General features: G+C 67.8%; 7 protein-coding genes and 1 rRNA gene. 3 read left to right on the forward strand and 5 right to left on the reverse strand.

Annotated elements, in window-relative coordinates:
- Positions 1-112, forward strand: a 5S ribosomal RNA gene (gene rrf, locus DJ018_RS16720); the annotation flags it as partial.
- A gap of 93 nt (positions 113-205) precedes the next feature.
- Here the strand turns inward: rrf and DJ018_RS16725 are convergent.
- Positions 206-886: a response regulator transcription factor gene (locus tag DJ018_RS16725; RefSeq protein WP_111516128.1), complete on the reverse strand. Its 681-nt coding sequence runs from the start codon at positions 884-886 to the stop codon at positions 206-208.
- Entirely contained in the window at positions 883-2406 is a 1524-nt protein-coding gene (locus tag DJ018_RS16730; protein WP_111516129.1) for a sensor histidine kinase, read from the reverse strand. The genes DJ018_RS16725 and DJ018_RS16730 overlap by 4 nt, the downstream gene beginning before the upstream one ends.
- A gap of 126 nt (positions 2407-2532) precedes the next feature.
- Between DJ018_RS16730 and DJ018_RS16735 the strand changes: the two genes are divergently transcribed.
- Positions 2533-4446, forward strand: coding sequence for a potassium transporter Kup (locus DJ018_RS16735; protein ID WP_111516130.1), 1914 nt, complete (start codon positions 2533-2535; stop codon positions 4444-4446).
- Between the two features lie 133 nt (positions 4447-4579).
- On the forward strand, positions 4580-6253 hold the full coding sequence (locus tag DJ018_RS16740; RefSeq protein WP_111516131.1) for an MFS transporter: 1674 nt from the start codon (positions 4580-4582) through the stop codon (positions 6251-6253).
- A gap of 46 nt (positions 6254-6299) precedes the next feature.
- Here the strand turns inward: DJ018_RS16740 and DJ018_RS16745 are convergent, their stop codons facing one another.
- From DJ018_RS16745 to DJ018_RS16755, 3 genes are all read right to left on the reverse strand, one after another.
- Positions 6300-7757, reverse strand: a complete 1458-nt coding sequence (locus tag DJ018_RS16745) for a Gfo/Idh/MocA family protein (RefSeq protein ID WP_111516132.1) — start codon at positions 7755-7757, stop codon at positions 6300-6302.
- Positions 7758-7841: 84 nt separating this feature from the next.
- Positions 7842-9455: a glycoside hydrolase family 43 protein gene (locus DJ018_RS16750; RefSeq protein ID WP_111516133.1), complete on the reverse strand. Its 1614-nt coding sequence runs from the start codon at positions 9453-9455 to the stop codon at positions 7842-7844.
- Between the two features lie 142 nt (positions 9456-9597).
- Positions 9598-12678 (reverse strand): TonB-dependent receptor domain-containing protein, encoded by a 3081-nt coding sequence (locus tag DJ018_RS16755; RefSeq protein WP_111516134.1) that lies wholly within the window; start codon positions 12676-12678, stop codon positions 9598-9600.
- Positions 12679-12742: the final 64 nt, after the last annotated feature.

Consider the following 12742-nt stretch of genomic DNA (forward strand, 5'->3'; position numbering starts at 1 on the left):
GGTGGCTATGCCGAGAGGTCCCCACCCGATCCCATCCCGAACTCGGTCGTTAAGCCTCTCCGGGCCAATGGTACTTCGTCTTAAGGCGCGGGAGAGTAGGTCGCCGCCAGGTCTACAAAACGGATCATCTCAACCCTTCCAATCACGACACCAAAAAGGCCTCCGCATTCGCGGAGGCCTTTTTCGTTCGCCCTGCCCTTCCCAGTCAGATCTGCGCCAGCCGATAACCGACGCCGGGCTCCGACAGCACCATCTCGGCCCCAAGCTTCTGCCGCAGTTGGCCGATGTAGACCCGCAGGTACTGAATGTCGGCTCGCTCGCTGCCCCAAACGGCCTCAAGCAGGGCCGCGTGCCCCACCGGCCGGCCGATCGCCAGGGCGAGCTCGCTCAGCAGGTCGTACTCCTTCGGAGACAGCTTCACCGGCTCGCGGGCCTTGCTGACCGTTCGGCGGGCGAGATCAATCACCAGGTCGCCGCTCACCACGACAGGGGCCGAGCCCTTGACCTGCACCCCATGGCGCAGGGCGGCGCGGATCCGGGCCAGCAGTTCGTCGACTCCGAACGGCTTGGCGACATAGTCGTCCGCCCCCAGATCGAGAGCCTCGACCTTCACCGCCTCGGCATGACGGGCGGAGAGCACGATCACCGGCGTCGCGCCGCGCCCTCGGACATCGCGCAGCACGCTCAGCCCGTCGCGATCCGGCAGGCCTAAATCCAACAGGACCAGATCGGGCCTGTAGTGCGCCAGCCACCGCACGCCTTCGGCCGCGGTGCGCGCCGGCACCGGCCGGTGTCCCGCCGCCTTGAGGGTGGCGATCAAGGCGGCGCTGAGGCTGGGGTCGTCCTCCACGACCAGGATGGTGGCCGGATCGCCCTGCCCGCTCATGCCACGGCCTCCGCCGCGGCGAGCGGCAGCACCAGCCGCACCACGGCGCCCTGACGGTCGGGTCGATCGCTCGCCTCCACCGTCCCGCCCTGCGCCTCGGCGAAGCCACGGGCGATGGACAGGCCGAGCCCGGTGCCGGGCGGCCGGCCGTCGCCCTGCACCCCGCGAACGAAGCGACCGAACAGGGGCTCGCTCAGCCCGCCAAAACCCGGCCCCTCATCGGCGACCTCGATCCAGCCAGTTCCGCCATCAGCTCCGCTGCGAAGACAAATCGTAGAACCCGGAGGGCTGTACTTCGCGGCGTTCTCCAGCAGGTTCGCGAGCGCCGTCTCCGTCAGGTGCGGGTCGGCCTCCAGGCGCGGGTGACGCCCGCCCACCTCGTTGCGCACCTGATGGTCCTTCAGCGCGGCCTGCGAGCGCTGGAGCGCGGTCATCACGAGCTCCGATGCAAAGACCGGCTCGGCGCGGACCGTCACCGCCTCGGCATCCAGCCGATTCATATCGAGCAGGTTGGCCACGAGCTGGCTCAGCCGGGCCGTTTCAGCTTCCGCCAGGGCCAGCAGATCCAACTGGGCCTGAGCATCGTGCTCGCCCTGGAAACGCTGCAGGCTTTGCAGGGTGAAGAGGATGGTGGAGAGCGGCGTCTTGAGGTCGTGGGAGACGGCTGCAAGCAGGTCAGCTTTGAGACGCTCGCTCGCGCGCTGGATCTCCAGGGCCACCGAGCGCCGCATCAGGTCCTCGCGAGCCAGCGCCACAGCAACATACCCGGCTACGACTTCCACCAGCGGTTCTGCGTCGGCCGGTCGCTCGGCCGCTTTGAGGCCAATGACAGCGACAGCTCGCCCAGGCGCCGCAGCCGGCCAGAAGTCGAAGCTCGCGCCATCCGCAGGATAGGTCTGCGCCCGACAGGCCTTGCGGGAAGCCAGCGCCCAGGCGGCGGCCTCACTATCCGCCGCGTTGAGCTGGGTCGGCGCGGAGGAGCCGATCACCGCCAGTTCTCCGTCTTCGCTGGCAAGCACCACGGCCGGGGCGCTGAACAGCCTCGAAAGCGCTTCTGCGCAAAGCTCGCCGATCTGCGATCTGTCGCCGGCCCCGACAAGCGCCCGGGCGAGGGCCTGGAGCGTCAAGGCTTGATCAGCCGCCCTTTGGGCCACGAGCGCGCGGCGGCGGGACTCGGCCGCAACCGCCGACACGATTGCGCCCACGGCGAGCAGCAGCAGCAGCGCCCAGACATTGTCGCGGCCATCGACGGCCAGGGTGTACCGCGGCTCGATCAGGAAGAAGTTGTAAGCCAGCACGCCGGCTGCCGCCGCCGCCAGTGCGGCGCTCCAGCCGAAGCTTACCGCTGCGAGGACCACCGGCAGGACGAACACCAGCGAAAGGTTCGGGGGGCGCACCTGACGCTCGAAGAGCAGCGCCAGGCCCAGCGCCAGCGCGACGAGCAGCAGGCTCACGCCAAGGCGCACCCAGGCCGGCAATGGGCGGCGCTCCTGAAGCGGCGGGTCGATGTCCAGGCTCATCAGCAGCCTCCGGCGACGGTTCGGCGGAAAGAAGGCTCCGCTGCTGTCGCATTGCAAGGCTCCGCCACGAGCCGGACCTCACAACCACATGGGATCTTTATGTCGGTCGGCGCGACAAGCCCGGCCATGACAAGCTCCGCCGCTCTCGACCCCGCCCATCCGGCGGCGTCCGCCCGCCTCAAGACCTTCCTGGGCCTCGCGCTCGGCTCTGCTGGCGTCGTCTACGGCGACATCGGCACCAGCCCGCTCTACGCTTTCAAGGAGAGCATCAGCCACTTGGTCCGGACAGACGGCGGCCTCGCGACCGCCGACGTTCTGGGCGTGCTGTCGCTGATGTTCTGGTCCCTGATGATCATCGTGACGATCAAGTACGTCCTGATCCTCATGCGCTTCGACAACCGCGGCGAAGGCGGCACGCTCGCCCTCATGGCCCTGGTTCAAAAGGCCGGCGGTCGGGGCGCGCGTGCAGTGTTGCTGATCGGCATGATCGGTGCGGGCCTCTTCTTCGGCGACGCCGTTCTGACGCCGGCGGTTTCAGTTCTGTCCGCGGTGGAAGGCCTGAAGATCATCAAAGGCGTGGGGCCGCACGTCGAGCCCTTCATCGTGCCTCTCGCCCTGCTGGTCCTCGTCGGCCTGTTTCTGGTGCAGCGTCATGGGACCGGCGGCGTCGGCCGCTGGTTCGGTCCCGTTTGCATCGCCTGGTTCTTGATTATCGCCGTGCTTGGCCTGCTCCAGATCGTGCGCGCGCCCCAGGTTCTCGCCGCCCTGGATCCGACGCGAGGGATCGTCACGCTTCTGGCTCATCCGACCCTCGCGCCCCTGATCCTGGGCTCGGTGTTCCTGACGGTCACCGGTGCAGAGGCGCTGTACGCCGACATGGGCCACTTCGGTCGCAAGCCGATCCAAGTGACCTGGCTCCTAATGGTGTTTCCGTGCCTGACCCTGAACTACCTGGGTCAGGGCGCACTGGTGCTTGGCGCGCCGGAAGCGGCGACGAGCCCGTTCTTCCTGCTCGCGCCGGAGTGGTTCCAACTGCCCCTAGTGCTGCTCGCGACCGCCGCAACGGTGATCGCCAGCCAAGCCGTGATCTCTGGCGCCTTCTCCCTGGCTCAGCAGGCGGTCCAGCTTGGCCTGCTGCCGCGCCTCACGCTGAAGCCGACGTCGGAAGCGCACGAAGGCCAGATCTATTCGCCGGAGATCAACTGGATCCTGCTCGCCGGTGTCGCCGCTCTGGTGCTGGCCTTCCGCTCATCGAGTGCGCTGGCGTCCGCCTACGGCATCTCGGTTGTCGGCGCGATGATCACATCCTCGATCCTGGCGGTGTTCGCTATCCGTCGGCTGAAGGGGCGTCCGATCTGGGCGGCGATCGTCGCCTTCCTGCCGTTCGTGGCGATGGAGACCGGCTTCCTCGCCGCCAACCTCACCAAGGTTGCACATGGCGGTTACGTACCCTTGCTGATCGCCGCCGCCTTGATCTGCATCATGGCCACCTGGATGCAGGGCGCCCGCCGCCTGAAGACGGCGGAAGCGGACGCGCCTCGTATCGAAGACGTGCTCATCACGTTGAAAGCGCGCCCGCCAATGCGAGCTCGAGGCGCGGCTGTTTTCCTGACGGCCAATCCGGATGTCGCTCCCGCGGCCCTGCTGCACAACCTCAAGCACAACCAAGTGCTGCACGAACAGGTGGTCTTGCTGACCATTCAGATGGTGCGCCGGCCACGCGTGCCGGATGGGGAGCGGGTGACGGTGCGCCGACTGGCTCCGGACGTCTTCGCCCTGACACTCGCGTTCGGCTTCATGGAAAACCCTGACGTCGCCCGGTCCCTTCCCCTTGCTCGAGCCGCAGGCCTGAAGCTGGACATTATGCGGACCTCGTTCTTCGTCAGCCGGCGCAGCCTCATCCCGCGTCGACGCGCTGGCCTGGCACGCTGGCGGGACCTGCTGTTCGTTTTCCTCATGCGCAACGCCGCCCGCGCAACGGATTACTTCCGCATCCCGCCCTCCCGGGTGGTCGAACTGGGGGCTCAGCTCAGTTTCTGAGCGCCTTTCTGCGCCGAAGGCGAAGGTCGAACTCGCAGACTCTCGTCCTTGCATGCATGTTGAAGGTTCAGGAACGGAGGGGCTGCCTTCCGTAGAAGCAACACGCCTCAAGGCGGGGTATCGGGAGGAAAGCATGGCCAACGCGACTGCGAGCGCGGCCGAGGGGAAGGCGGGGCGCACAGTGGGTCGCGACGATCGACTCGTGATCGGCGCCTCCTCCGTCGGCACGGTGTTCGAGTGGTACGATTTCTATCTGTACGGCTCGCTGGCGACCTACATCACCACCCACTTCTTCTCGGGGGTGAACGAGACCACTGGCTACATCTTCGCGCTGCTCGCCTTCGCGGCCGGCTTTGCGGTGCGCCCGTTCGGCGCCCTGGTGTTCGGCCGGCTGGGTGACCTGTGGGGACGCAAGAACACCTTCCTGGTGACCATGCTGCTGATGGGCCTCTCGACCTTCGCGGTCGGCCTGCTGCCCTCCTATTCGCAGATCGGCGTCGCGGCGCCGGCGATCCTGATCATCATGCGCCTGGTGCAGGGTCTCGCCCTGGGTGGTGAGTACGGCGGAGCCGCCACCTACGTGGCGGAGCATGCGCCGCACGGAAAGCGCGGGCTCTACACCAGCTGGATCCAGACGACCGCCACCTTCGGTCTGTTCCTCAGCCTGGCGGTCATTCTGGCGACCCGAACGGCGCTCGGCGAATCCACTTTCGGCTCCTGGGGCTGGCGTGTGCCCTTCCTCGTCTCGATCTTCCTGCTCGGCGTCTCCCTGTGGATCCGCCTGAAGCTGCAGGAAAGCCCGGCCTTCCAGCGCATGAAGGCCGAGGGCAAGGGCACGACCCAGCCCCTCAAGGAAAGCTTCGCCAACTGGGGCAACCTGAAGATCGTGATCCTGGCGCTGGTCGGCCTCACCGCCGGTCAGGCCGTGGTCTGGTACACCGGGCAGTTCTACGCGCTGTTCTTCCTGGAGAAGATGCTGAAGGTGGATGGCGCGCTGACCAACACCTTGGTTGCGCTGTCGCTGCTGATCGGCACGCCCTTCTTCGTCCTGTTCGGCTGGCTGTCGGACAAGATCGGCCGCAAGAAGATCATCCTGGCCGGCTGCCTGCTCGCCGCCCTCACCTTCTTCCCGCTGTTCAAGGCGCTGACCTGGTCGGCCAACCCGGACCTCGCCCGGGCCGCGCAGACCTCGCCGGTCACCGTCATCGCCGATCCGAAGGACTGCTCCGTTCAGTTCGACCCGGTGGGCAAGACGGTGTTCAACAAGAGCTGCGACATCGCCAAGTCCTATCTGGCCCGCGCCGGGGTCACCTACCAGAACCTGGCCGCTCCGGCCGGATCGGTGGCCCAGGTGAAGGTCGGCGACCAAGTGATCACCTCCTTCCCCGGTCAGCTGCTGCCCGCAGCCGAGTTCAAGACGCAGCGGGACGCCTGGGAAAAGAACATGGGGTCGGTGCTGAAGGCGGCCGGCTATCCCGCCAAGGCGGACAGCGCCAAGGTCAACAAGGTGGCCGTTGTCGGCATCCTCACCCTGCTGGTGATCTACGTGACCATGGTCTACGGGCCGATCGCAGCCATGCTGGTGGAGATGTTCCCGACGCGGATCCGCTACACCTCGATGAGCCTGCCGTACCACATCGGCAATGGCTGGTTCGGCGGCTTCCTACCCACCACCTCATTCGCCATGGTCGCGGCGACGGGCAACATCTACTACGGCCTCTGGTACCCTGTGGTGGTGGCGGCCGTGACCTTTGTCATCGGCATGCTCTTCGTGCGCGAGACGAAGGACGTCGACATCAACGCCTGAGTAGTGAGGCGCGGCTGAAGGCTGAACCTTCAGCCGCGTCCCTGGCTCAGGCCTTGCGCGGCGGCATGGGCACCGGGTCATTGCGCGTCGGCATGGGCGCATAGGCGGGCCGGCGCAGGCCGGTCGCCATCTCCGCGATATTCACCGGACCACCCGTTTCGAAGCAGCGGTTCGCCGCCGCGCCGATCAGGATGGAATAGGCGCCGCCGTTCTGGTCGGACACCCGGAAGTACTTGTCCGGTCGCGCGCCCTCCGCCGCAAAGATATCCGCCAGCATCACGTCGTCGCCGCCGCCATGGCCGCCCGTGCCGGTCCAGGGCTCGATGATCCGTGGCGCGCCGCGCAGGGGCATGACACGGGTGGTGACGCCGCCCGGCTGGATGCCGCCTTGGACCATGTCGCCGCCGGCCACATAGACCTGCTCGACGATGGAGTGCTCGATGCGACCCTTCGTACCGTTGAAGGCGATGTTGTAGCCTTCCCAGGCGTTGCAGGCGTTCAGCGAGTAGCTGAGGGTCGCTCCGGTGTCGTACTTCACAATGACGTTCATGGTGTCCTCGATGTTGATCTCGGGACGCCAGACGCACTGGTCGCGGAAGTAGCCGTCGTACTTCTCGTTATCGATGTAGAGGGCCTTCAGGCTCGGGTCGGCCGCCAGGTCCAGGTAGAAGCTGCACTTGTCCTTCTCCGGGCAGGTGCGGCAGCGCTCGTGCGCCCCCTTCAGGCCAAGACGCTTGGCCATGGTGGGCGTGTAGAACTCCCTCTTGCCGTAGGCCCAGACGGTCTGCGGCAGGGCGCTCAGCCACCAGTTCACCAGGTCGAAGTGGTGGGTGGCCTTGTGCACCATCAGGCCGCCGGAGTTGGCCTTGTTGGAGTGCCAGCGGCGGAAGTAGTCCGCGCCATGATTGGTGTTCAGCAGCCAGTTGAAGTCGACGGACAGCACGTCGCCGATCTCCCCGCTCATCAGCAGGTCCTTGATCTGCGTCCGGGGCGGCGAATAGCGGTAGTTGAAGGTCACCCGGATGTTGCGGCCGGTACGCTGGCACGCGTCGATGATCCGCTGGGCCTTGGCCGCCGTGGTTGTCATCGGCTTTTCGGTGATCACGTCGCAGCCCGCCTCGAGCGCGCGGACGATGTAGTTGTCGTGGGTGGCGTCCACTGTGGTGACGATGATCGTTTCCGGCTTCGTTTCCCGGATCATCCGCTCGAAATCGGTGTGGACGTAACCTCTCGGCTGCTTGGCTCCGGCCTCTCGGGACCGGCGCTGCGTATAGGCGACCCGGCCGGGGTTGAGGTCGCAGACGGCCACCAGCTCGGACGCATCCTTGTGCGGCCCCCAGATCGCGTCCTGGAACATCCGCGAGCGATGGCCCGTGCCAACGATGGCGTACTTGCGACGTGGCGCGGCCGCACGGGCCGCTCCGCCGGCCGCCACGGCGGTGAGCGCCGCTGCGCCCCCGACGACTGCGCGCCTGTCGAGTCTGGGCCCTCGTTCCTGGGTCATCTTCAGATCCTCCTCACGGGCCGCATCCGGCCTCTCCTTGCGACCACCTTGGCATTGCTACCGGTGTCAGACCAGCGGCGTTCCTCAAGGCTGCAGCTTGGTTACCCGCACAAAATCGATGTCCACGTAGCCGCCAGCCGCGCCGTAGGTGAAGACGGCCGGTCGCGCGCCCTTCCACCAGCTGAACCGGAACGGCGCCGGTTGTCCGACCGCGGTGAACGTCCGCCCGCCGTCGGTGCTGTAGGCGTAGCGCGCCTTCTGGTCCGGCAGCACGGTGAGGCGCAGGTCCAGCGTTCCGGCCGAGATCTGCGGCCCCAGGGTCTCCGCTCCCGCCACCGAGGTGGCGATGTGTCGGACCCCGCCCTGCTGCACGACGCCGATCCAGCTGGGGCCCGTGCCGAACATGGAAAGGCCCGCCCTCTGCCCGTCAGCCATCCGACGGACGTCCATGCGCGCCACCACGTGCGACGCGGGGCTCTGCTGCACCTGGGTCAGGGTGTTGCGGGCGCTGACGAGGTTGGGCGCCGGTGCGGACTTCAGGCGCAGGAAACCCGGCCGTTCGGTGAGGCTCCAGCGCGCGTCGTCGGGATTGTGGTTCCACTCCCACTGCACGCCGAGCTTCGCGCCTGCGAAGTCGTCGGACGTCTGCGGGAACACGGCCGGGAAGCGCCGACCGACGTCGGGCATCGCATGTTCCATCACCGGCTGGCCGGCCGTCGAGCCCGGGATCGGCTCGCCCATGATCGGCCAGTCGTCGCGCCAGGCGACGGGCTGCAGGTGCACGATCCGGCCGAACGCGCCGGTGCTGTTGAAGTGCAGGAACCAGCCCTGCCCGGACGGGGTCTCCACCCAGCCGCCCTGGTGCGGCGCCTGCACGGCCGTGGCGCCCTTCTCCAGCACCACGCGGTGCTCGTAGGGGCCCCAGATGTTGCGCGAGCGCAGGGCGACCTGTGGGCCGGTCTCCACCCCGCCGATGGGGGCGAAGATGTAGTACCAGCCGTTGCGCTTGTAGAGCTTGGGCCCCTCGAGAACCGGCAGGTTCTTCGGGTCCTCGACGATCACCTTGCCTTCGTCCAGCACGCGCGCGCCGTCCCCCGACATCCGGTGCAGCACCAGGGGCCCTGCCCCAACCTTGCCGTGCATGAGGTAGGCTTGCCCATCGTCGTCCCAGAACGGGCAAGGGTCCTCGAGCCCCGCCTCGGCCTTCACCGCCACGGGCGCGCTCCAGGGGCCCGCCGGATCCTCGGCCGTCGCCATGTAGATCCCCTCATTCGGGGTGGCGAAGTAGACGTAGAACAGTCCGTTGTGATGCCGGATCGACGGCGCCCAGACGCCGCCCGCGTAGCGCTGGCCCACCGCCCGCTGCTCGCGCGGCATGCGCGCGCCGGTGTCGTTGGTCGGCACCGGCCCCGGCAGGTCGTACTCCGGCGCGAACGTCAGCTTGGGCAGCACGTGGCCGATGATCGTCCAGTGCACCAGATCCCGCGACTTGAGCACCGGCAGGCCGGGCGAAAAGTGGAAGGTGGAGGCCACCATGTAGTAGGCGTCGTCCACGCGGATCACGTCCGGATCCGAATAGTCCGCGAACAGCACGGGGTTTCGATAAACGCCCGCCCCCTGCGCCGCCGGGGCGAAGCCGCCTAGCGGAACCGCCGTCAGGGCCGCCAGGATCGCCAGGCCCGTCGCACGCATCGTCATACTCAACCTCGCCTCTCAAGCGATGGGCGCGCGTGCAGCGGAGGGGAGGAAGCCCGCCGGCACGCGCGCCCGCGCCAGTAAGTGACGGCGCTTCGGAAGGCCGGGCAACCAGGACCCCGCCCGCCAGCGCCATCGCTCGCGCCTAGTGGAACTTCACCGTGCCTCCGATGAAGAAGGTCCGGCCCAGCACGTCATAGGTGGCCGTGTAGGTGTTGGCCGACGGCGCCGCGCTGCCCAGGATCGGCGGGTCGCGGTCCGTCAGGTTGTTCACGCCGCCGTAGAACTGCACGGAGTCCGTCACGTCGTAGGTGAAGGAGGCGTCGAAGTAGTGCTGCGCCTCCAGCGTCGGGTTCACCAGCAGGTCGAACTGCGGAACCGTGCCGCCGGCCCGTTGCGGCAGCAGGTAGCGATCGATGGTCACCTCGCCGATATAGCGGTGACGCACGCTCAGGCTCAGCGGGCCCGAGTTCAGGGTGACCCGGGTCACGCCCTTCCACTCGGGGATCGGCTGGCCGCAGGTCGGGCCGAAGGCGCCGACGCAGTAGTTCTTCACGTTCGGGAAGGCCTGCACCGGCGTGGAGGTGAACTCGTCCAGCCACGTCCAGTAGGTGGACACGCCGATGGTGCTGTCCTCGCCGCCCAGGTACGGCACGGCCCAGGCCAGGTCGCGGCTGTAGCGCGCTTCGAAATCGACGCCGGAGGTCTTCAGCCCGCCGGTGTTCGCGTTGGTGATCGTCGCATAGTACGGCGGGGCGATTTCGCCGGTCACCGGGTTGCGGGCGATCGCCTGGCAGAACTCCGAGTTCGGATCCTGGATCACGTTGTAGCAGAGGTTCAGCGTGTTCTGCAGGCCGCCGCCCAGCTGGGCGATGGCGCCGTCGAGCTTGATGTCGAACCAGTCGACGCTGACCGCCAGCCCCGGAACCCAGCGCGGCCGCAGCACGACGCCGAGCGTCTTGGTGTCGGACTCTTCCTCGCCGACGTTCGGGTTTCCGCCGAACAGGTTGCCGATGATGTTGTTCGACTGCACGCCCGCGGTGAACACCTGCGAGGCCGGCACGCCGGTGGCGACGCAGACCTGGCGGACCTGCTCGGTGCGCTGGCCGGCCGGCTGGCGATCGGAGCAGGGATCGGTGGCCGCATCGAAGCTCTGCGCCAGGCCGCCGTAGAGCTCGCCCACGCTGGGCGCGCGAATGGCGTGCTGGAACTGACCGCGCAGGGCGATGTCGGCGTTGATCTTCCAGTCCAGGCCCACCGAATAGGTCTTCACCGCGCCCACGCCGCCGAGGTTGTAGTCCGAATAGCGATAGGCGCCGTTGGCGTTCAGGTTCTCGACGAACGGCAGGTTGGCCAGCAGCGGCACGCGCAGTTCGCCGTACCACTCCTTCACCGTCACGCTGCCGCCGGTGGGCTGGCCGGGGTTGAAGCCGACCACGTCGCCGGAGCGCAGGAATTCGTCCGGATTGTAGTTGGTGTTGGCGTAGCGCCACTCCACACCCGTGGAGAAATCGACCGGGCCGGCCGGCATGTTGAAGGCGACGCCCGTGATGTTCGCCGACGCCACCTGCAGTTCCGACTCGGTGATGTTGGTGGCCCCGATGCGGATCGCCCGCGCCCCCTCTTCCGAGATGTTCGGGCCGAACACGTTCAGCACCGGCGCAGCGCCGTTGTTGGACAGCAGCGCCGCGGCGAACCGGCTGCGGGACGCGTTGCCCTCCTGCCGGTCGGTCTGCGAGGTGCGGGCGTAGGTGTAGTAGGCGTCGTACCGCAGCTCGCGCAGGAAGCCATCCGAAAGGTCGCCCAGATCGCCGCGCAGGCCGATGGCCGTACGGAAGACGTTCCGCTCGGAGGTGTTGCGGCGCAGCCCGATCTCACGCAGGCGCCGGCCGACGTTCAGCACCGCCAGCCCGTCGCCCGGCGTCGTGGTGCGGGTGGCGGTGCCGGAAACGACCGTGGTGGTCCCCGTCTCGCGCAGATCCAGCTGCCGCAGGACCTCCTGCATGGCCAGGCTCAGGTACGGGTTGTTCGTGTTGAACAGGAACGGCCCGTTGATGTTGGTGGGCGCCAGCTGCATGTCCACGACGTTGTTGGAGTAGTGCAGCTCGAGATAGCCCGTCGCCTTCGAGTTGAAGTCGTAGTGGCTGAAGGCGTTGATCATCCAGCGCTTCTGCGGAATGACCAGGTAGTTGTCGGGACCCAGGTTGAAGTCGTCCTGCGGCGTCAGGGCCGGGCGCGCCTGGCGACCGGCGTCGTCGAAGGTGAACCCGCGCGAGCCCAGGCCAGACAGGCCCGCCGCCGCCAGGGCGGCGTTCAGGCCGGGGTTGGACTGCGCCGAACCGGGCAGCGGAACGCCGGTGAACCGGCCGTTCGGGATGTCGCCGCTGCCGCCGGCGATCAGGCCCGGCACGCCGCCGGCCTGCAGGCAGTTCTGCCCGCCGGGCACAGCCACGGGCACGCCCGGGCTGTCGGAGCTGTGCGACGCTGGCGTCACGCAGCCGTCGGATAGCGAATAGAAGGCCCAGTCGCCCCGCTCGCCCCGGCTGATCGAGCCGCGATCCATGTAGTTCAGCGACACCACCGCGTTACCGCGGCCGTCGGCGAAGTTGCCGCCGGCGGTCAGGTCCACCGAATAGGTCGGCGTGTTGGTTGGGCTGTCCCAGCTGCGCTGGGCGTCGATCTGCACGCCCTCGAAGTCGTCGCGGATCAGGAAGTTGACCACGCCGGTGATGGCGTCCGAGCCGTAGACGGCCGACGAGCCGCCGGTCACCACCTCGGTGCGCGAGATCAGCGCCGCCGGAATGGTGTTGATGTCGGTGGTCTGGTCCGGACCGGAGATGGCGAAGCGGCGGCCGTTCACCAGCACCAGGTTCCGCTTGTCGCCAAAGCCGCGCAGGTTGAGCGTCGCGGTGCCGCCCGGGACGGTGTTGGCGGTGGCGCCGTTGTTCTGCGAGCCGACGAACTGTGGCGTGTCGTTCAGCAGTTCTTCGACGTTCTGGGTGCCGGACAGCCGGAACTCTTCGGAGTCCACGACCGCCACCGGGGTCGGCGCGTCGAACCCGCGTTGGGCGAGGCGCGAGCCCGTGACCACGACCGTCTCAAGTTCCTGCGGCTCCTGGGCGGCCTGGGCGTGGGCGCACGTGGCGCTGAGCAGCAGGCTCGCGACCGCCAGGCTGGCGCCGCCGAGCAGGCGCGCACGCCGGCTGTTGAGGGTGATCGTTTGCATCTTAGCCTCCCCGAGGATGGTCGCCGGACGTTCCCGGTCTGGTTCTTGTGATCGCCGGCGGGAC

It is taken from the genome of Phenylobacterium deserti, from assembly GCF_003254705.1.
GTDB classification, from domain to species: domain Bacteria; phylum Pseudomonadota; class Alphaproteobacteria; order Caulobacterales; family Caulobacteraceae; genus Phenylobacterium; species Phenylobacterium deserti.

Bases quoted from the DNA above. Each gene is read 5' to 3' on its own strand.
- DJ018_RS16725 (WP_111516128.1), bottom strand. From the start codon at position 886: ATGAGCGGGCAGGGCGATCCGGCCACCATCCTGGTCGTGGAGGACGAC.
- DJ018_RS16730 (WP_111516129.1), bottom strand. From the start codon at position 2,406: ATGAGCCTGGACATCGACCCGCCGCTTCAGGAGCGCCGCCCATTGCCG.
- DJ018_RS16735 (WP_111516130.1), top strand. From the start codon at position 2,533: ATGACAAGCTCCGCCGCTCTCGACCCCGCCCATCCGGCGGCGTCCGCC.
- DJ018_RS16740 (WP_111516131.1), top strand. From the start codon at position 4,580: ATGGCCAACGCGACTGCGAGCGCGGCCGAGGGGAAGGCGGGGCGCACA.
- DJ018_RS16745 (WP_111516132.1), bottom strand. From the start codon at position 7,757: ATGACCCAGGAACGAGGGCCCAGACTCGACAGGCGCGCAGTCGTCGGG.
- DJ018_RS16750 (WP_111516133.1), bottom strand. From the start codon at position 9,455: ATGACGATGCGTGCGACGGGCCTGGCGATCCTGGCGGCCCTGACGGCG.
- DJ018_RS16755 (WP_111516134.1), bottom strand. From the start codon at position 12,678: ATGCAAACGATCACCCTCAACAGCCGGCGTGCGCGCCTGCTCGGCGGC.